Here is a 19,520-nt window from a genome sequence, read left to right on the forward strand (position 1 = left end):
CGCACCAAACGGAAGTTGACAATCCGGCTATTTTATAGCTAAATTTTAATTTAGGATGAGGCTTAAACCCAATGAGCAATTTGAACAGCCGCAAGTTAGAGGGAACGCCGAGTTGGATGCGTTTCGCACCCTACGCAGCCTTGGGCATTTTAATATTTTCTCTCAATTCAGGCAGCGAACTAAATTATTTCTTGAGAGGCTACTTGGTCATTCTACAAGCTCAAGTCGGTATAGTTCTGCTGTATTTTGCGATGTCTAAGTTTCGCAAAAACCCAAATAAATGAGTAAAAATTAGTAAGATTACTTAGCTTGATCGTTAAATGTCGAGGGTTAAAGGTCGATCGCAGAAGTTAAAATAAAAAACTGGGGAAGTAAAAATGGTAAAAGATAAAACCGTAGCAGTTGTGTTAGCTTTCTTTGTAGGAGGTTTCGGAGTTCACAAATTTTATTTGGGCAATAACTTAGCAGGGGTATTATACTTGCTATTTTCTTGGACATTAATTCCGTCACTGCTCGCATTTTTCGATTTTATAGGCCTGCTGCTGATGTCGGAACAAGCTTTTCAGGTTCAGTACAATGGTGGCACGTTGCCGTCGGGGTATGCCCTCAGAGCGGCAAAAGATGTAACCGGGGCGATCGGCGAATTGAAAAAACTTTACGATATGGGTGCAATTACCGCCGAAGAATATGAAGAAAAACGCCAAAAACTGTTGCGAGAATTGTAATTAAGAAGGAAGTTCGGCAACGGATTCGCTCGACGGATGTAACGGATGTCAGTCCGATGGAAGTCGGAAGAAGGAAGTCGGAAGAAGGAAGAAGGAAGAAGGAAGAAAAAAGCCCACTATTAAAAAAGTGGGAGTGAAATAAGAAAGTGTGAGAACACAATTATTTAAGGATAAAATTAAAGTGTCTCAAGATTTATACTGGCTGCGTCAAACTCCAAATTGGGTGTGGTATGCTTTTATTCCCTACTTCGGCGGATTGGCGATCGCCTATGCAGGTCAAAAGTCAAATATTCGTAGTTGGATGGGATGGGGTGTTGCAATTACTTTAGCAGCACTAGCGGTATCTTCTTCAACTAATTTGGGTACGATCGTTTGGATCGCTCAAATTGTTACTGCTTTTAGTTTGAAAAAGCGCTATCTGATCAAAACCGCACCTAGAGGCTTACTGGTTCCTGCAACTGCGACAAATGCCGAAGAACTAGCAAACGTGCGCGGCAAAATAGATATTAACGAGTGTACCAAAGACGATATGGTCAGAATCTTGGGTTTGCCGATCGTCTACGCCAACGATATTGAATCTTTGCAAAACGAAGGCTACATTTTTACCCACGCCGAAGAGTTATCAGAAATAGCCGGAGTTCCCGAAAGTCACGTCAGACGAATCGCCCCGATGATTTGCTTCAGCTACAATTATCAAAAAGAATTGCAGTTTACTTGGAAACGGTTAAATATTCTTTCGCCGGAAGAGTTGATCGCCAGCGGTTTAGATCGATATGTTGCGGAAAAAATAGTTAGAGAAAGGCAGAGAAAAGGCGCTTACAAATCAGTTGTCGAAGTCAAGCGGCGGACGGGACTGCCTTTTGATTCCTACCGCCATATTTGTTAATTTGCAGTTGTTACCACGAACAGCTTATGGCAAAAAAATCTGTGGAAAAGTTGCGGGTTCGCGACTTTTCAAACATCGACTGGGAAAATCTGATTGCAGAAATAGAAGACCTGGGGCGAAGTGAACCCCGGAGTTTAGAGAGTAATCTGGTAGTAATTCTCCTGGGCTTGCTTAAGTGGCAATTTCAACCCGATCAAAGAAGCGGTAGCATCTCTAAAATCTAAAATCTAAAATCTAAAATCGATTGACTTTCTGCCAGATGAGATGATTCAAGGGTAGTATGGCAAAAAACTCGATCGCCTCCTGGTAATTGACATTAAATGCACCTGCTGGCAAAAAATCTCCCCCAGCAGGCGGGCAAGCGCGAAATTCTCAAAAAAAAGTATTTATAATCTTGACATTTACACAAAATAATGATATCAGAATATATTGTGAAACTCGTACTTTTCCCTAGCATCAACTCCAAACCAGGGTAAGTTTTCCAGAATCTGCCTTAAATATCAGTGGTAAGCTATCTGAATTATTATTGAAATGCAAAACGACACAATAGTAGCAGTACCGCTAACATCAAATTATGTCTGACTCTCCTCCATCCCAAATCTCCCCAGAAGCCGCACCGGAAAGTGCTGCTACCGAAAACCGCAGTTCCAAAACTCGGCAACTGTTGGGCATGAAAGGGGCCGCTAGCGGGGAAACTTCCATCTGGAAGATTCGCTTGCAACTGATGAAACCGATTACCTGGATTCCCCTGATTTGGGGCGTGGTGTGCGGGGCGGCCTCTTCTGGAAACTATGTTTGGAATCTAGAGAATTTCTCGATCGCAGCAGCTTGTATGTTGATGTCAGGGCCGTTGCTGACCGGGTACACTCAAACTTTGAACGATTTTTACGATCGCGAAATCGACGCCATTAACGAGCCCTACCGTCCGATTCCCTCCGGTATCATCTCGATTCCCCAAGTAGTAACGCAAATTTTGGTATTATTAGCGGCTGGCATTGGGGTGGCTTATGCTCTAGACTTGTGGGCGGGTCATGAATTCCCGATAATGACTGTTTTGACTCTCGGCGGCGCGTTTCTAGCTTATATCTACTCTGCGCCTCCGCTGAAACTGAAGCAGAATGGCTGGTTGGGAAATTATGCCCTGGGTGCTAGCTACATTGCTCTGCCTTGGTGGGCTGGTCAAGCTTTGTTTGGTACACTAGATCCGACCATTATGATCTTGACCCTGTTTTACAGTTTGGCAGGGCTGGGGATTGCGATCGTCAACGATTTCAAAAGTGTTGAAGGCGATCGGCAATTAGGGTTAAAATCTTTACCAGTGATGTTTGGCATCAGCACCGCAGCTTGGATTTGCGTGTTGATGATCGACATCTTTCAAGCTGGGATTGCAGGCTACCTGATCAGCATCCACCAAAACCTTTACGCTGTCATTCTGCTGCTGCTGATAATTCCCCAAATTACTTTTCAGGATATGTACTTTTTGCGTAATCCCCTGGAAAATGATGTTAAATATCAGGCAAGTGCTCAACCTTTCCTGGTTTTGGGTATGCTGGTAGCAGCCTTGGCACTGGGTCATGCGAGTTAAGCAGAGTTTTGAGGTTTGAGTTAAAAAATTTTGAATTCAAAAAATATAATTCACTTCTCAAAAAAATACCAAGTTCTGCAGCGTTAAGAAAAGTTTTGAATTTTGAGTTTTGAATTCAAAAGTTTTGAATTCAAAAAATCTAATTCAAGGCAGCGTGTTATTCAAGAAAAAATGTCGAATTAAAAATTAAGAATTGAAGAAGGCTAGCTTTTTTAATTTTTAATTTTTAATCGGACTTGATGAGGTTTGAAGGTCTGATCGTGGCAGAATTTTTCTCAAATATCAAAGATACATTGAGCAAAGTCACTAACGCAATAAGCGGTAATTCCGATCGAGAACCGCCGAAGGATGCGAAGGGCAATAAGCTCAACTCGCCGGAATCCAAGGCGGAATTTTCTACACGGACAAGGGATGAGCGATCCGAGTATGTGGTATCAGAAGATGCTGCACCTCTACAAGAATCAGAATATTTAGAGTCAGAATATTTAGAGTCAGAATATTTAGAGTCAGAATATTTAGAGCCAGAATACGCTCGATATCCAATAGTCAATCGCAATTGGCAAGGGTTGAAGCGCTTAATTGCTTGGTTGGAAATTGAACCTCAAGTTACCAGCTTGCAAACCAAGGGAAAAGAATTGTTGCGGCCGGGATTAAGTTTGCTGGGAACTAAATCACCCCAAAAATCGGATAGTAGCGAATTGCCGGAAAATAGCGCATCGCCGAACACCCAACTGCAGATAAATACGGCACTACAGGAAAATAGCGCACCGCAGGAAAATACTAAAAAACGTATCCCCCGCCGCCCTAGATTTTGGATAAGTTTAGGTGTGGCAAGTATAGGCGGGGGCGCTTTAATCTACGGTTTATGGATTTTGTACACATTAGACAAAGGTTTGCCGGATGTTAACGATTTGTCAGCGTTTAACCGCGACGGAACGCTGACAATTAAGGCTTCCGATAATACGATTTTGTTGCAGTCGGGGCCTGCAACTAGAGATAAACTGAAACTTAAAGAAATTCCCGAACTCTTGGTTCAAGCTTTTATTGCCATAGAAGACCGCCGTTTTTATCAACATCGCGGGGTGGATTATCAAGGTATTGTGCGATCGATTGTTTCTAATTTGATAGCGAGAGATTTAGTGCAGGGCGGCAGTACAATTACGCAACAATTGGCTCGCGTTGTTTTTCTTAATCAGGAAAGAAGTATTAGGCGGAAGGTTCGGGAAGCTCTTTTAGCTCAGAAAATAGAGCGGGAGTTGAGTAAAGACCAAGTTTTAGAAAGATATTTAAATCTGGTTTATTTGGGTTCGGATGCCTACGGAGTGGCAGATGCAGCTTTGGTTTTCTTTAGCAAAACAGTCGATAAATTAACTTTGGCAGAGATGGCAACTTTGGCGGGTTTGCCGCCGGCACCGAGCGAATATTCGCCTTTAGTTAATCCCGATATTGCTAAGCAACGCCGCAATCTTGTGCTGCAACAAATGCAGGAAGCGAAGGTAATTACAGAGGCTGAGGCGAAGGAGGCGATGGCGGAACCTATTGCCGTTAAACCAAGTCCGCCGAAGCGATTTAAAGTGGTCGCGCCTTATTTTGCTAGTTACATTCGGAAGGAATTGCCGCGCTATGTTTCTCAGGATGCTTTGGAAGCTGGCGGTTTGACTGTCGAGACGACGGTGGATTTGAAGTGGCAGAAAATAGCGGAACAGGTTGTTAAAAATGCGATCGAAGTTGATGGCCGCCGTCAGGGTTTTGAACAGGCCGCTTTAGTTTCTATGGACACTAAGACTGGGGAAGTTAAGGCCCTGGTAGGAGGTGGAAATTTTAAGGAAAGTGAATTTAATCGCGCTACGCAGGCTTTGCGGCAGCCCGGATCGACGTTTAAAGGGTTAATTTATGCCGCGGCGATGGCGGCTGGTTTTTCTCCCTATGACGGTTACGAAGACGAACCAATTATTATCGACGGCTATCAACCGAATAATTATGGCAAAAAATTTAGCGGTTGGCGATCGATCTCTGATGCTTTGACGCGTTCGGTGAATGTCGTAGCTGTGAAGGTGTTGATGGATGTGGGGTTTGAACCGGCGATCAAGGTAGCCAACGATATGGGAATTAAAACGAAATTGAGTCCGATTTATTCCCTAGCTTTGGGTTCTTCGGAAGTGAATTTGCTGGAGTTAACCAATGCTTACGGTACTTTAGCCGCGCAAGGAAATTTTATTGAAGCCCACGGAATTAAGCGGGTGATTAATCAGCGGGGAGATGTGATTTATCAGGCTGATTTTAAACCGAAGCGGGTTTTGGATAAGGATAGTGCTGCGATTACTACTTGGATGTTGGAGGGTGTTGTGCAAGACGGTACGGGGGGGCCTGCGGCTTTAAACGATCGCGCTGTAGCCGGCAAAACTGGTACTTCGGAAAATGTCAGGGATTTGTGGTTTATTGGTTACATTCCACAGGTGGTGACTGGGGTTTGGCTGGGGAATGATGATAATTATCCGACTTGGGGAACTAGCGGTACGGCGGCCTACAATTGGCGCGATTTTATGAGTCAAGCTGTTAAGGGAATGCCGGTTGAGAAGTTTCCGAAGTTGCCGAAGTTGGAGGGCCGCAAGGGCAGTATTAAGGCTAAACCGGTGGAGCCTAAGAGGATTATTCGGGGGATGATTGTGAATGAGGATGGTGCGATCGTACCTTACAATCCCAATCCTCAACCCCGGTATCGCGAGTGGCAAGAGCCAGCTTATCAAGAACCGGCTTATGAAGAGCCAGCTTATCAAGAGCCGGCTTATGAAGAGCCAGCTTATCAAGAACCGGGATATTAAACTATCGGTTTGGAGTAAGGACTTTACTCCTTTTTCAATTGCTTTAGCCTCACCATAAAAAAGCCGTCCATGTGATGTCTGTGCGGCCACACTTTCACCCATCCTTCGGGTGATGGCTGTACTGGTAAATCAATTGTTGGCGGTTCGATTTGCCAGTTAGGATTGCTGTCTAAGAACGATCGAATAACTGTTTCATTTTCCAAGGGATGAATCGTGCAAGTTGCATAAACTAATACGCCGCCGGACTTGACAAATCTCGCTGCATTTGCTAGCAATTCCGATTGCAGTTGAGATTGTTGTTGAATGTTTTCGGGCGTGTGGCGCCAGCGGGCGTCGGCGCGGCGGTGGAGGGTTCCGAGGCCAGAACAAGGTGCGTCGAGTAAAACTCTGTCTGCGAGGTTAACAAACTCTGGGAAATGGCGGCTGTCTCCGGTATGAATTTTAATGGATTTCATCTGGAGTCTGTCTGCATTTTCTTTAAGTTTTTTGAGTCTGCTGGCGGTTTTATCGCAGGCATAAACAGTGCCTGTATCCTGCATTAATTCGGCGCTGTGGGTGGTTTTTCCCCCCGGTGCGGCGCAGGCGTCGATGATAGTTTCCCCTGGCTGGGGCCCTAGTAAATGGGTGACTAATTGAGCGCTGCTGTCTTGGATTGTCCACCAACCTTCGCTGTATCCGGGGAGGTTTTGAATTGCGCCGATGCTGCCATTTAGTCTTAATGCTTGGGGCAAGTTGGGGATTCTGCTAGTTGAGATGTTGTGGGTTTTGAAGGCGGTTTCGATTTGGGCGATCGAGCTTTTTAAGGGATTGATTCTCAGGTCAATAGTGGGGGATTGGTTGAACCATTCACAGAGTTGTTCGGTTTCGGTTTCACCTATTTGTTCGATCCACAATTTCACCAGCCATTCGGGGAAGCTGTGCAGAATTCCTAGGCGTTCAACGGTTGATTTATAATTAGTAACTGTTAATGGGTTTAAGTCGTTATCTGTTAAACGGATGTATTGGCGCAACAAACCGTTGACAAAACTGCTGAGTCCTGAAAATCCGTTTTCTTTTGCTAGTTGAACGGTGGTGTTGACGGCGGCGGAGGGGGGAATCTGGTTGAGATATTCGAGTTGATATAAGCCTAAATGTAGGATGGTGCGGAGTTCCGGTGGTTGTTGGGAGGATTTCTTTGTTGCTAGTTTGTCGATGATGAAGTCGATCGATCGCATTCTCCTGACGCTACCGTAAACTAATTCTGTCACTAAACGCCGATCGAGGTCGTTGAGTTGAGAATTGCTGAAAGCGCGATCGAGTGCGGCATCTGCGAATGCACCGCGGCGGTGGACTTCGCGGAGTGCGAGAAAGGCGATTTGGCGGGGATTTTGCATAGTTAAGATATGGGGTTCTAAAAACCGGATTTTTTACGATAAGACGCATTACAGCCCGCAGATTTGGTGAAAAACCCCTTTTCCGATCGCCCGTGATTCGAGGACTATTATAATCTCAAATGTCCTCTGGATTTATGCCCATTTCTCGGAGTTTTTCTGAAAGGCGATCGGCTTTTTGCTGTACTAACTCTTTCTCCTGTCGTTCTTGTTCCATTTGTCTTGACAACTCCACATAAGACAAAAACTTTAGTCCGTCGGGACGATAAATTTCTAAATCTCCCGATGCAGTTTCAAAACGTGTCTGCAAACGCGGACTTACCCAACCCTCCATTGATTCAATATAGTTGAGTTGTCCGTCACTTCGCACCCAACCCATTAACTCATTATCCTCTGGATCGTAGACATAATATTCTTCGACTCCCTAATTCTCGTAGAACTTAAACAGCTTAAACATTGCTGTCATGCGGTTGCCAGGGGAAATGATTTCAAATACAACTTGCGGCGCAATATTATCTTCAAGCCACTGTTGGTAGGAACCTCTGTTACCTTTGGGCCTGCCAAAGACTACCATAGTATCAGGTGCTTGGCGAGTTTTGTTATCTCCTTCGACGGGATACCACAGCAAATCACCTGCTACAAAGACATTTTCGTTGTGTTTGAATAAGGCATCTATTCCGCCTTGAATTTTTACAATTAATTGGAACTGTTTGGTATTGTCAGACATGGGTTTTCCGTCGCTGTCTGGGTAGATGATTTCTGGCCAAGTTTGAGTGGGAATTGTTGTTGTCATGGGGATGACTCCATTGCTAGTAGCATCAATTTCTATTTTATATCTATTTTATAGGACTTACGCAGGGGGCCCCGAAACCGGGTTTTTCACGAAAAGACTTCGTTGCAATCGGCAGATTAGGTAAAAAACCCGGTTTCTTTGTCGGAGTGCGTAAGTCCTGTTTTACTTATTCTGGTTTTGTTGACACCAATGGTTCTAATAAATTGCGTTCTTCTATGGGAAGTTCTAGCAAAACTCGTCTGTCGCCCTTGGTTTCCTTATAGCGGACAGCCGCATCCAGCAGTCGGATGGGAATTTGGAATTCTTCGTACTTGCTGGTTAGTTCTTGCCACAATTCTAACCAAGTGCGTGCGGCTTGGTCGCTTACCATTTCTGACATTAGCGCGGGGATATTTCGCACAATTCCCTGTCCTAAGATTGAGAGATATTGGTGTTTTTCGTAAACTGCAATTAAGCTGGTGATGCGATTTTTCCATATCGCTGCATCCTGGGTGTTTGCGAACAGGTTGCGGGTAATTAACTCGGCATCATCTGCATCAGCTTCATCGCCTGGTTCTAGGCGTTGGAATGCGTCGTCTAAGGCGGCGATGCCTTCATCCCAGCGATTCAATCCGAGAATGGCAATGGCACGGTTGAAGAAGACAGATGAGTCTTTATAACCAAGTTTGATCGCTCGATCAAAGGATGCTAAAGCTTCATCATAGCGTTTGAGGTTGTTGAGTACATCGCCTCGAAGTGTCCAAGCCGACTGATAATTGGCATCTAGTTCGATCGCCCGATCGTAAGATGATAAGGCTTTTTCATAGCGTTCGAGGTTGCTGAGTACATCGCCTCGAAGTGTCCAAGTCAACTGAAGATGGGCATCTAGTTCGATCGCGCTATCGTAAGATACTAAGGCTTCATCATAGCGTTTGAGGTTGTTGAGTACACCGCCTCGATTAACCCAAACCCATCGATAATTGGGATCTAGTTCGATCGCCCGATCGAAGGATACTAAAGCTTCATCATAGAGTTCGAGGTTATTGAGTACATTGCCTCGATTAGCCCAATTCCACGGATCGTTGGCCTCAAGGTCTATCGCCCGATTTAAGGATTCTAAGGCTTCATCATAGCGTTTGAGGTTGTTGAGTACATGGCCTCGGATACGCCAAGCTAACTTATCATTGGCATCAAGTTCGATCATCCTATCAAAAGATTCTAAGGCTTCTTCGTAGCGTTTGAAGTTGTTGAGTATATTACCTCGTAATACCCAAATCTCATGATAATTGGCACCAAGTTCAATCGCTCTATCAAAGGATACTAAAGCTTCTTCATAGCATTTGAGGTGATGGAGTACATAGCCTCGTAAAGCCCAAACAGACTGAAGATTGGCATCAAGTTCGCTCGCTCTATCAAAGGATGCTAAAGCTTCTTCGTAGCGTTCGAGTTTATAGAATACACCGCCTTGCATCACCCAAGCTGCTTCATGGTTGGGGTCTAGATTGATCGCCCGATCGAAAGATGCTAAAGCTTCTTCATAGCGTTTGAGGTTGCTGAGTACATCGCCTCGCTTAGCCCAAGCCGACTGATAATTGGGATCAAGTTCGATCACCTTATCTAAGGATACTAAGGCTTCATCATAGCGTTCGAGGCTTTTGAGTACATCGCCTCGTAGATTCCAAACGATTTTATAATTGGAATCGATTTCAATAGCTTTATCTAAACATTCCAAAGCTTCATCGTACCATTCCCGCCTACTTAAACAGTATCCCTTTACCGACCAATCCTTGGCCTCACCCCGACTTGCTACCAATTTTTCCGCATATGCTAAAGCCGAAACATAGTCTTTCTCTTCAATACAATATTCAATTTCATCAAAATAAGCCTTCAGACGCGGGTCTTCCTCATTTCTCTCAATAGCCTCAAGCGCCCGCGTATAATATTCTCGTTCCATCACAGCATCAGGTGGAATCGGTTTCAAACCTTGCCGATACATAAAATGACTTTCTTTCTCCGCCAAATCCACATCCGCCATCCTCAATCCCAATCGCTGCTGCAATTCTTTCCGCGTATACCAAACCCGAATAAAATCCACAATTAATCGAATCGGTTGATTTCGCTGCTTCTTTACCTCCAGACAAAAACGCATCAAGGGTTCCCGCAATTCATACCAAGACTCTCGTCCTATTTCTTCAGTTTTGACATAACCCTTATCTCGCAAATCTTTAAGTTGGCTAGATACAGTTCGCTGCTCAATAAAACAGCGTTTAGCAATTTCTTTTACTGGTGCAGCACCACCTCGATCGCACAAAAAGTCAACAATCTTTCGCTGCTGATTTGATAGATATTTCATCCGATCCTGATAGTAGGGCGTGAGGCTATCCAGCATTTGCATGAACGGTTCTACCAATTTATCGAGCGATTCAGGAGTCATCAGAAAAGCCGAAAAAACAATATAGACGCGAGGACTGCCGCCAGAAAGGTAATGCACAACTTTAATGCGATCGCGACCTGTGGGAGTTTGAATAAAAGATGCTAAATCATTATTTCCTTCTAACGTGGCAATATGATTTAATAAAGCTACAGCATCATCGAGCTTAAACTCATCTAATTCATGTAAATCAAAAAAATCATAAAAAGGATTATTAGAGTGCTTGACTCCATCAAACAAGCTTTGTGATGTTGCCAAAATTGTCAAAAATGAATAATTTTGAATATACCCCCTCAACTGCTTCTGCCCGAAATCCCCCAAGCCGCTAAACACGTCCTCTAAATTTTCGACAATCAACAACAGCACCCGCTTGCCAACAAAGTTTCTCAGCAATTCTGCGGCCTTAAATTCAGCTTGCTCCGGCGACAAATCATAAAGCTTTTCAACATCATCATGTAACTCAGCTTTATATTCTGGCTCATATTCTTTAGCAAGTGCCCGGAATATTCCCCGCAATAAATCCAAAAAAGACGCAATCCCCCATTCCTCTTCCTGCAGCCACGCAATTAGCAATTTATCCCGCAAATCTTCCATGTTGTATACGCGGTGATAAATCAGGGAAACCAAGTGCGTTTTGCCAATGCCGCGCGGCCCTATTAGTAGTTGAAAATGCTTGTTATCTGTTAGGGCGCTCACCCGAATTAGCTCTACTAAACGTTCTGCTAATCCGTGACGCTGTACTAAGATAGCTTCCAGGGTTTCTGGTGACATCAAGCTCGGAGTAAATCGAGAGATAAATGTATTTTTCATAATATCTATTGGGTTTAACTGGTTCCCCGGCTGTGCCTGGGAACCGATATCTAGAGGCTCTGCCTCGTCGGTTGCAGAGGAAAACAGGAGGCAGAGCCTCCGGATCAGCGTCCCCAGGCAGAGCCGGGAAGGAGAAAATGCTTGTTAGACAAGGCTTGTAGAAGTTATACGTCTAATTTACCATAGCTTTAGAAGAAATACGTCAAAACTGTTGTATATTTTTAAAAGCAGTGTTAGACTGCCCTTAACAAGCAAACAAGCGCCCCTAGGTGGTACTAGAGACGCTCTCAATTGCTTATCAGTTTTTTCGGGAGCCACTGGCTGCAAGCAGTAGCACTCTGATGTTGTTTATGGTCTATATAGACCGAGGATTTCTCATGACTAATTATAACAGCGAACAGCTCAATTTGTTCACCCAGCCGATCGCAGTTTTGGTGGAAATGGGCTGCAATGTTGAACGTGCCGCCGAATATACCAAATGCTCAAAAAGCTCAATCTACGATCGGCTAAGGAAAAATAAACCGTATCTGCGGCAGGTTCCCACAGGTACGTGGCAAATTTACTCTACAGGTAAAAAAGATGGCTCAATTCTTGTGAATGTTGCCTTCATTTATTCTCCTACTGATAAGAATTGGAGACTTGCTTGAACTCAAACCTCAAGGCTGCGTTAGTCCAAAGCTTAACGCAGCCTTCTGCCTCTTCGGTTGCTCAGGAAAACAGCAAGCAGAGCCTCCAAATCTGCGTCCCCAGGCAGAGCCTCGGAACAATAAAAAATATAAAAAATATTCCTTAAGACTTGTTACAATACACAAAACTTCATACTTTCCCCAACACTGGATGACCTTTTTCAACGCCTCCGAACCCCTAATCCGCTGCAAACAGGAACATCTCGACGTACAAGACCTCGATGGCCTGTTGCAACTCCGCTGGCAAATTGGAAATATTACTCTTTTCTCAGGGCTTTATACCCGCATCGACCAAACTTTTCTGCTTTGGGGTTTGGTGACAGGGGGGATTTTTTTTACGGCTCAGTTTTTCCCCATCAGTTGGAGCTTTCAGGCGATTTTGTGGTCAACTTTGACTCTAATTGGCACTACGGTAATGGCTGTTTTGACTTTGTTTTGGGTAAGAGTTGAGCGAGTTAGCTGGATTCTTTACTCTTGGGCGATTTTGATGATAACTGGTTTGGTTTTGACCGATTGCAGTATTTTTGCCGGTTGGGGAAGTTTGTTGCTGCACCTTTGCGATTTGTGGTTGGGGTTGAGCGCGATCGGCTATTTGTTGACGGGATTAGGTTTGCGATCGCGCACTTTTCTCCTGATTGGACTAACTCATTTATTTAGCATACCTGTATTAACATTTGTTGCACCTTGGCAATATCTAACCACAGGAATAATTATGGCCGGCTGTTTGTTGTTATTGTCCGAATTGCAGTGGGATATGCGATCGCCGATCGACAATAGTTTGCTAAGCGCAGAACAGAAAGAATTTAACAAAATTCAACAGCAACTGCGACAGAGTGGCGCGATGGTATCCAAATAAATCACAAATGTAAAGAATTCTGTAGCACTGCTGACACTTTCCACAAATCGTACACAATAGTAAAGATACAGCATCAATAAAAAACAAACTTTAACCAGAACAGGTGTTTTGCTGTTTTACCTGTGAATCGCCAACCTTAGGGGAACGGTGTCCGGGAGGCGACGGGCTAACAATGCTGTACTTGCGACGAGAAAAGTTAATTCCGGTTGAGAGTAGTTGTTAAAACAAAAAAAGTGGTGCAGGGTTTTTACCGTTTCCCCTGCTTCGCAGTCTCTGAGGAGAGGCTAAACCCTCTACTAGAACAGCCCGACGAGATTGACACAAGTTTTGACAGTTCCTCAGACCGATTTTTAAGTTCAGTATTTAAGAAAATTGAGTAAATGCTCGCTTAGGAGCATTGCAGGACTTAGGATTAAATAAGTCCTGCTTTAGTTTGGGAAATTTAAGTTATGTTTTACTCTGACGTGCGTTTTCGCAATATTTCCCTTACTTCCATTAAAATCTGGCCCAACATATTTTTGCCGGTGCCATCTTTACCGCAACCCCAATAGTAATCAATAGGGGAATTTTCGACTATTTCCTCATCGCCAGTAGCTAGTAAAATTTCTCTAATTTCGGGATGAGTTTCAAATTTGCGGAGTACGGCTTTTCGCATGATATCATCTTTTACTTTTTCCCAATCTTTACGGAGGGGACGAGAGCGATCACGTCCCCTTTTTGCGGCATCTTTCGGTGTTTTTGCGTGGCGAATTTGGTCACAATGAGCCGTTTTGGGAAACTTTTGTGCTTGAAAATAATGCTCGGTAGTTGGCCAATATTCTCCGTCTAACTCGAATCCATGACTGGAAAAATTAGAAAAACAGCCGTATTCGCTGGCAGTGGTGTAGAAGTAGATAGCCATAAAGTCTGCGATTTCAATTTCGTTAATAATCTTGGTTTATCGTCAGTTTTACCTCTGTGGATTATCCACTATCTTCAACCGCAAATCAATAGTTTCAAGATGGGAACCGATGTAAGACAGCAGGGCGTAGATGAATACGATCACCCCTACCATTTCCAAAATTTCCTCAACACAAACCATCAAACCGTATATCAAGTTTCGTTTAGTTACCGCATCTGCATAATAGCCAGTAACCATTTCCATGCCAAGTGCTCCACCCACATATATACTGCCTGCTAGTAAGAAAAAGTCCCTTGTTTTCCGGGGTAGGTGCCGGAGAAACTTGAGATAAGCCAGCGCAGTAACCCCAACAAAAATCGCCCCAGGAATTACCCAAATGAAGTAAAAAATTCCCCCTAAATTCAGTGCCTTTCGCAAGTCGTTAATAATTAATATTTCGTGCAGACTCAATATTTCATCTAAAGAAAAAAATACAAACATCAACGCCAGCGCTTTCCAGTGTCCAAAATACCGATCGCCCTGCTTCTTCTTAGCACTAGCAATAATACCTAGCAAAATCGCGCAAAACAGCAAAGTAAATGACGAGTACCACGAAGGATAATTTATTTCTCTGTCTAAGTTAAACAAACTAATCCAGCGTTCTTGATAGTTAAAACCGTAGCGCAGAACTTGTACGATGCAACCAGCAACAGCAAAGAAGAGCACCCAAATGCTGAGAGAGAAGGCAACTCTCTTCGGCGAAACAGAAATAAGGAATTTCATCAAGTTTTTGATAAACTAGAACAAGCAAAATCAAACTATAAAGTAAAAAGTTACAAATCGCAAGAGCTGCACAATCCGCCACCTCGGATTTTTATTTAGAAAAAATTACCAATCACTGACAATGCACGTTCAAATTGAAACTTTCACTGTCCGCAAGCGGTTTGCCCTTACCATCAGTCGCGGTACAACAGCCCAAAGTACGAATTTATGGGTAAAATTAGCACACGAAGGAATCGAAGGTTGGGGAGAAGCATCGCCCTTTTCCACAGGTTCTCGGCCCCAAACTACCGAAATGCTGCTAGCTGCATTGCAGGAAGTTGCACCGCTGCTAGAAAAGTTGACTCCGTTCGATCGCCAAAAAATCGAACAAGTATTAACAGAGGTCAACTTACCCTCAGCCGCCCGCGCCGGCATCGACATGGCAATGCACGACTGGCTGGGCAAAAAAGCAGGCTTGCCGCTGTGGAAAATGTGGGGATTAGATCGATCGCGCATCGTCCCCACCTCCGTCACAATCGGCATTAATTCCCCCTCTGGTGCAAGAGAAAGAGTGCGCGATTGGTTTGGCAAAGATCCAGCAGGTATCAAATACCGCGCCGTTAAGGTTAAATTAGGAAATCCCGCAGGAATCGAAGCCGACAAAGCTATGTTAATAGCAGTGCTAGAGGAAGCACCACCTAACCTTAAAATCAGTGTAGATGCTAACGGCGGTTGGAGCTTAAACAGCGCGATCGAAATGTGTCGCTGGCTGGAAAAATACCCGATAAATTATGTCGAACAGCCGCTTTCACCCGTCGCCGATATGGATGAATTATCAGAACTGTACCGTCAATCGCCCCTGCCAATTTTTGCGGATGAAAGTTGCTTTAATAGTTCCGATATACCCAAGTTAGCGCACTGCGTCCACGGCATCAATATCAAAATGATGAAGTCAGGCGGATTGACTGAAGCAATGCGGATGATTCACACAGCAAAAGCCTGCCATTTGCAAGTAATGTTTGGCTGCTATTCAGATAGCGCGATCGCAAATACAGCAGCAGCACAACTTTCACCCCTAGCTGACTATTTGGATTTGGACAGTCACTTAAATTTATTAGACGATCCTTTCACCGGTGCGATCGTCGAAAATGGGTGTTTGCTGCCAAACGGGCGATCGGGATTGGGAGTGCAGCTAGTTGAGATTGTAGAATAGAAGTATCGCTCAAAACACATCTGGAGATAGTATGATGCCAGTGGAATCAATAGGAGAGCAAATTGATAGAGAAGCCAAGCTTTTCTTTGAAGAACACAAGCCACCGACTGATTTAATTTTTGATGATGGTGCAGAAATGGAAAGCAACCGCCACCGTATAGCAATGACCGTTTTAATCCGTTCCGTAGAACAAGGTTTAGCTAACCGAAACGATTTTTTTGTCGGTGGCAATATGTTTATTTATTACAGCGCTAAACAGATTCGGAATCAGGATTTCCGAGGCCCGGATTTTTTCGCTGTGTTGGGTGTTGACAGCAATACTTCCCGACAAGGCTGGGTAGTTTGGGAAGAAAACGGACGTTACCCGGATGTCATTGTGGAACTGCTGTCGCCGTCAACGGCAAATCAGGATACAGGCAAAAAAAAGGATATTTACGAGCAGGTTTTTAGAACTCCTGATTACTTTGTTTTCGATCCTTTCGAGCCGAATTCTTTGCAAGGATGGCGTTTAGATGCCAACCTGCGCTATCAGCCGTTAGTGCCCAACGAGCAGGGTTGGCTGTGGTGCGAAACGTTAGGTTTTTGGTTGGGCACTTGGGAAGGAATTGTCGATCGAGAAACAGCAACTTGGGTGCGTTTTTTCGACGAATCTGGCAATTTAGTTTTGTTGCCGGAGGAAGCCGCTCAACAACAAGCGGAAGCCGCTCAACAACAAGCGGAAGCCGCTCAACAACAAGCGGAAGCCGCTCAACAGCAAGCGGAACAGGAACGCCAGCGAGCCTCGCGACTAGAGGCCAGATTGCGAGAATTGGGAGAAGATCCGAATGATCTTACCCTGAACCAATAATCCCAAATCACAGCTAACACCCAATCGATTTTAGATTTTAGATTTTAGATTGAAGCTAAAATCTAAAATCGGCCATATCAAAAGTGAATCAATGACTAAAAACTATCCGATCAACAATGGTAAAGTTGCAATCCTGCTGCACGAGGGAATTATTGGGTCTTCAGGCAAAACAGGTTTAGCATTTTTACGCTACAGCGAAGCACAAATTGTAGCCGTAATAGACCGCCAATGTGCCGGACAATCTTTACCTGAATTAACTGGCATTCCTCAAGAAGTACCGATAGTTGCTTCCGTTGCAGAAGCACTGCAATTTGCGCCGAATATTCTGCTAATTGGTATCGCTCCTTCCGGCGGTGTTTTGCCTGCTGAGTGGCTGCCAGAAATTAATCAAGCGGTAGCAGCAGGTTTGTCAGTGGTCAACGGTTTGCACGCGCAACTTGCACCTTTGATAACAGTTCCTTTAACCGAAAATCAATGGGTTTGGGACGTGCGTCAGGAACCGAAATCTGTCGGTGCGATCGCCTCTGCCGCCGCCACTAAATTAAGTTGTCGCCGCGTATTAACTGTCGGCACAGATATGAGCGTTGGCAAAATGTCAACCAGTCTGGAACTCAATCGCACTTGCTTGCGGCGGGGTTTGCGTTCCAAATTTTTAGCAACTGGACAAACGGGTTTAATGATCGGAAATGAAGGCCTTCCTTTGGATGCCGTGCGAGTTGATTTCGCGGCTGGAGCTGTCGAACAAATGGTGATTAAATTGGGTTCTGAATGCGATATTCTGCACGTAGAAGGGCAAGGTTCGCTATTGCATCCAGGTTCGACGGCGACTCTGCCGCTGTTGCGGGGTTCGCAGCCAACTCACTTAATTTTAGCCCACAGAGCCGGACAAACTAGCATTCGCAATCACCCCCACGTATCGATTCCCAGGCTATCAAAAGTAATTGAATTGTACGAAATGTTAGCTGCTGCTGCGGGTGCTTTTGCAGGGGGAAAAGTGAGCGCGATCGCCCTCAACACTCATCACTTAAATGAGGCAGATGCGCTGTTAGCAATAGCTGAAGTTCAAGCAGAAACGGGGTTGCCTTGTACCGATCCGGTAAGGTTTGGTGCGGAGGTGTTGTTGGAGGCGATCATCGACAGTTGATCTGGTACACTAAATTACAACTAGCAAATCGCTACAGAAAACTATGACACAATCACTTCAAGCAAAAATACTAACACTGCGTGAGGTCAAAACCAAATTTAGCTTGCAACTTGCAGAAGACGAGCAATTTTTCCCGGAGTGGATTGACGATTTACCAGAAATTACTGATGAAGAAAAGCGATATCTAGACAAAGTAAAGGCTGGCTATACTAACAGTGCCGAGTACCCCATGATAGAAGATACCGTAAAAATGGTGGTACTGGCTCCCTTGCTATTTTTAGCAGGTTTCTTCTTGACTCCCTTTCACATAGAGTCAGAAAAATCGGTGGAACTGGTTACAGTGGATGAAGATATACTTGTCAGAGGAAGCATTGATATTCTGCTTTTAATGGAATCTTTTTGGGTTGTGGCAATCGAAGCCAAGCGAGCTCAATACTCCCTTGAGACAGGACTTCCGCAGCTACTGTTGTATATGCTGAGTAACCCCAATCCAGACAGACCAACTTTTGGGCTTCTGACAAATGGCAGCAACTTCAGATTCCTTAAATTGATTAAACAAGACACTCCGCAGTACGCTTTATCTTATGAGTTCGTAATCGATCGCGCCCAAGACTTTTACGAGGTATTCCGCATTTTTAAACGAATCGCTGCTGTAGTTACCAACTATAACTAATGACTGAAATTTCTGTTTCCTTACCGTCTGAATGCGCCCTCCGCCCAGCCTCAGCTCAAGACATCAAATCAATTAGAATGTTAGTGTGGAGCGCCAAACTCGATCCAACTCAGTTACGCTGGGAGCAATTCTGGGTGATAGAATGCGAGGGAAAATTGGCAGCTTGCGGGCAGTTGCGGAACTTTGCGGGCGCGCAAGAATTGGGCAGTTTGGTGGTGGCGAAAGATTGGCGCGATCGAGGTTTGGGAAGCTACCTCACAAAATATTTAATTCAACAAGCTACAGAACCGCTATATTTAGAATGTTTGGGAAAGCGACTTGCATCATTTTATACTCGCTTTGGCTTCGGAGAAGTTTCCGTACAAGAATTGCCGGAGTCGCTTAAATTCAAGTTCGGTTTGTCTCAATTAGCTAAAACTTTATTCAGAATTCCTGTAACAATTATGCAGTATCAAGCAGGTTCTCTATAATTATGACTTTTATGAATTTAAGATTCTGAATTTATGAATGGATTTTAACTTTGACCTGTTCAATAATTAGATAACAATGTGCGATCGACCTGCATCGATCAAACACTCCTACCGCCTCCTGATATCTGCGTCAATCTCGATCGCCTATTGTCTATGCCTAAATAGGTAGGTACAAATCAACATCGCATGGGCAGGGTGGGTGAGTTGCCAAGTTTACTTGCTGATATCACCGATCCGCTTACGGGCCCCTAATGGCGCACAGGGTGTCAGAAACCAGGTTTTTAGCCGTTTGGTGCGTAAGTCACCGACTAGATATATATGGATATTCCGGATTGGGCGATCGAGACTGCGTAAGTTCATAATTCACCGTTCGCGGTAGTCCAGTTGGCTAAATTGGCACACCCAGCAGCCTGATAGCTAGGCAAAAACCGTTGCAAAACCGTTGTTTGCAGGTTGGAAAGTGTCCTGTGCCAGTACCAGACTCGGAAAGTGGACTGGCGATCGCACCAAAGACATTCGACTCCTGGCAAATTAGTAAATGTAAAGCAAGGGAGTCACAACCCAATCAAAACATAAAACCCAAAAATA

Annotated in this window: 16 protein-coding genes and 2 pseudogenes; 13 read left to right on the forward strand and 5 right to left on the reverse strand. The window is 44.4% G+C overall.

The genetic code is table 11. The annotated features are described in order from the left end of the window. Positions 1-71 precede the first annotated feature (71 nt). The 6 genes and pseudogenes from QUA34_RS08020 (at position 72) to QUA34_RS08045 (ending at position 6,018) form a co-directional block, all read left to right on the forward strand. On the forward strand, positions 72-284 hold the full coding sequence (locus QUA34_RS08020) for a hypothetical protein (RefSeq protein WP_333085335.1): 213 nt from the start codon (positions 72-74) through the stop codon (positions 282-284). 93 nt (positions 285-377) lie between these two features. After that, positions 378-725, forward strand: a complete 348-nt coding sequence (locus QUA34_RS08025) for an NINE protein (RefSeq protein ID WP_333330833.1) — start codon at positions 378-380, stop codon at positions 723-725. Between the two features lie 148 nt (positions 726-873). Beyond that, positions 874-1,611 (forward strand): helix-hairpin-helix domain-containing protein, encoded by a 738-nt coding sequence (locus QUA34_RS08030; protein ID WP_333253885.1) that lies wholly within the window; start codon positions 874-876, stop codon positions 1,609-1,611. 38 nt (positions 1,612-1,649) lie between these two features. After that, positions 1,650-1,820: pseudogene (locus tag QUA34_RS08035) on the forward strand (DUF29 domain-containing protein); the annotation flags it as partial. Between the two features lie 365 nt (positions 1,821-2,185). After that, positions 2,186-3,196, forward strand: a complete 1,011-nt coding sequence (gene chlG / locus QUA34_RS08040; RefSeq protein ID WP_333149725.1) for a chlorophyll synthase ChlG — start codon at positions 2,186-2,188, stop codon at positions 3,194-3,196. A gap of 239 nt (positions 3,197-3,435) precedes the next feature. Continuing rightward, positions 3,436-6,018 carry a penicillin-binding protein 1A gene (locus QUA34_RS08045; protein ID WP_333385484.1) on the forward strand — a complete coding sequence of 861 codons (2,583 nt, stop codon included), beginning with the start codon at positions 3,436-3,438 and terminating at the stop codon, positions 6,016-6,018. 23 nt (positions 6,019-6,041) lie between these two features. Here the strand turns inward: QUA34_RS08045 and QUA34_RS08050 are convergent, their stop codons facing one another. The 3 genes and pseudogenes from QUA34_RS08050 to QUA34_RS08060 form a co-directional block, all read right to left on the reverse strand. Further along, a complete protein-coding gene (locus QUA34_RS08050; protein ID WP_333385487.1) occupies positions 6,042-7,391 on the reverse strand; it encodes a 16S rRNA (cytosine(967)-C(5))-methyltransferase in 1,350 nt (449 codons plus the stop codon). Between the two features lie 115 nt (positions 7,392-7,506). Beyond that, positions 7,507-8,181 (reverse strand): annotated as a pseudogene (locus tag QUA34_RS08055) (Uma2 family endonuclease). A gap of 166 nt (positions 8,182-8,347) precedes the next feature. Beyond that, a complete protein-coding gene (locus QUA34_RS08060; RefSeq protein ID WP_333385490.1) occupies positions 8,348-11,401 on the reverse strand; it encodes a tetratricopeptide repeat protein in 3,054 nt (1,017 codons plus the stop codon). Between the two features lie 377 nt (positions 11,402-11,778). Here QUA34_RS08060 and QUA34_RS08065 point away from each other — a divergent pair, with 377 nt between their 5' ends. Both QUA34_RS08065 and QUA34_RS08070 read left to right on the forward strand, forming a co-directional pair. Further along, positions 11,779-12,048 (forward strand): hypothetical protein, encoded by a 270-nt coding sequence (locus QUA34_RS08065; protein ID WP_333385493.1) that lies wholly within the window; start codon positions 11,779-11,781, stop codon positions 12,046-12,048. Between the two features lie 190 nt (positions 12,049-12,238). Continuing rightward, positions 12,239-12,943 carry a hypothetical protein gene (locus QUA34_RS08070; protein WP_333385496.1) on the forward strand — a complete coding sequence of 235 codons (705 nt, stop codon included), beginning with the start codon at positions 12,239-12,241 and terminating at the stop codon, positions 12,941-12,943. Positions 12,944-13,397: 454 nt separating this feature from the next. Here QUA34_RS08070 and QUA34_RS08075 read toward each other — a convergent pair whose 3' ends face one another. Continuing rightward, positions 13,398-13,844 (reverse strand): NADAR family protein, encoded by a 447-nt coding sequence (locus QUA34_RS08075; RefSeq protein ID WP_333385499.1) that lies wholly within the window; start codon positions 13,842-13,844, stop codon positions 13,398-13,400. A 48-nt stretch (positions 13,845-13,892) separates the two neighbouring features. Continuing rightward, a complete protein-coding gene (locus tag QUA34_RS08080; protein WP_333385502.1) occupies positions 13,893-14,606 on the reverse strand; it encodes a hypothetical protein in 714 nt (237 codons plus the stop codon). A gap of 121 nt (positions 14,607-14,727) precedes the next feature. Between QUA34_RS08080 and QUA34_RS08085 the strand changes: the two genes are divergently transcribed. The 5 genes from QUA34_RS08085 to QUA34_RS08105 all read left to right on the forward strand — a co-directional run bounded on the left by QUA34_RS08085 (position 14,728) and on the right by QUA34_RS08105 (position 18,932). Next, entirely contained in the window at positions 14,728-15,798 is a 1,071-nt protein-coding gene (locus QUA34_RS08085; RefSeq protein WP_333385504.1) for a dipeptide epimerase, read from the forward strand. A 31-nt stretch (positions 15,799-15,829) separates the two neighbouring features. Next, positions 15,830-16,645 carry a Uma2 family endonuclease gene (locus QUA34_RS08090; RefSeq protein ID WP_445242807.1) on the forward strand — a complete coding sequence of 272 codons (816 nt, stop codon included), beginning with the start codon at positions 15,830-15,832 and terminating at the stop codon, positions 16,643-16,645. A gap of 91 nt (positions 16,646-16,736) precedes the next feature. Then, on the forward strand, positions 16,737-17,789 hold the full coding sequence (locus QUA34_RS08095) for a DUF1611 domain-containing protein (protein WP_333330863.1): 1,053 nt from the start codon (positions 16,737-16,739) through the stop codon (positions 17,787-17,789). A 43-nt stretch (positions 17,790-17,832) separates the two neighbouring features. Next, positions 17,833-18,462: a restriction endonuclease subunit R gene (locus QUA34_RS08100; RefSeq protein WP_333385506.1), complete on the forward strand. Its 630-nt coding sequence runs from the start codon at positions 17,833-17,835 to the stop codon at positions 18,460-18,462. After that, positions 18,462-18,932, forward strand: a complete 471-nt coding sequence (locus QUA34_RS08105; RefSeq protein ID WP_333331074.1) for a GNAT family N-acetyltransferase — start codon at positions 18,462-18,464, stop codon at positions 18,930-18,932. Before QUA34_RS08100 ends, QUA34_RS08105 begins: the two co-directional genes overlap by 1 nt. Positions 18,933-19,520: the final 588 nt, after the last annotated feature.

The organism is Microcoleus sp. POL10_C6 (assembly GCF_036701585.1).
GTDB lineage: Bacteria > Cyanobacteriota > Cyanobacteriia > Cyanobacteriales > Microcoleaceae > Microcoleus.

Excerpts from the sequence above, each read along its gene's own strand:
- QUA34_RS08020 (WP_333085335.1), top strand. The coding sequence starts at position 72 with ATGAGCAATTTGAACAGCCGCAAGTTAGAGGGAACGCCGAGTTGGATG.
- QUA34_RS08025 (WP_333330833.1), top strand. The coding sequence starts at position 378 with ATGGTAAAAGATAAAACCGTAGCAGTTGTGTTAGCTTTCTTTGTAGGA.
- chlG (WP_333149725.1), top strand. The coding sequence starts at position 2,186 with ATGTCTGACTCTCCTCCATCCCAAATCTCCCCAGAAGCCGCACCGGAA.
- QUA34_RS08045 (WP_333385484.1), top strand. The coding sequence starts at position 3,436 with ATGAGGTTTGAAGGTCTGATCGTGGCAGAATTTTTCTCAAATATCAAA.
- QUA34_RS08050 (WP_333385487.1), bottom strand. The coding sequence starts at position 7,391 with ATGCAAAATCCCCGCCAAATCGCCTTTCTCGCACTCCGCGAAGTCCAC.
- QUA34_RS08060 (WP_333385490.1), bottom strand. The coding sequence starts at position 11,401 with ATGAAAAATACATTTATCTCTCGATTTACTCCGAGCTTGATGTCACCA.
- QUA34_RS08065 (WP_333385493.1), top strand. The coding sequence starts at position 11,779 with ATGACTAATTATAACAGCGAACAGCTCAATTTGTTCACCCAGCCGATC.
- QUA34_RS08070 (WP_333385496.1), top strand. The coding sequence starts at position 12,239 with ATGACCTTTTTCAACGCCTCCGAACCCCTAATCCGCTGCAAACAGGAA.
- QUA34_RS08075 (WP_333385499.1), bottom strand. The coding sequence starts at position 13,844 with ATGGCTATCTACTTCTACACCACTGCCAGCGAATACGGCTGTTTTTCT.
- QUA34_RS08080 (WP_333385502.1), bottom strand. The coding sequence starts at position 14,606 with ATGAAATTCCTTATTTCTGTTTCGCCGAAGAGAGTTGCCTTCTCTCTC.
- QUA34_RS08085 (WP_333385504.1), top strand. The coding sequence starts at position 14,728 with ATGCACGTTCAAATTGAAACTTTCACTGTCCGCAAGCGGTTTGCCCTT.
- QUA34_RS08090 (WP_445242807.1), top strand. The coding sequence starts at position 15,830 with ATGATGCCAGTGGAATCAATAGGAGAGCAAATTGATAGAGAAGCCAAG.
- QUA34_RS08095 (WP_333330863.1), top strand. The coding sequence starts at position 16,737 with ATGACTAAAAACTATCCGATCAACAATGGTAAAGTTGCAATCCTGCTG.
- QUA34_RS08100 (WP_333385506.1), top strand. The coding sequence starts at position 17,833 with ATGACACAATCACTTCAAGCAAAAATACTAACACTGCGTGAGGTCAAA.
- QUA34_RS08105 (WP_333331074.1), top strand. The coding sequence starts at position 18,462 with ATGACTGAAATTTCTGTTTCCTTACCGTCTGAATGCGCCCTCCGCCCA.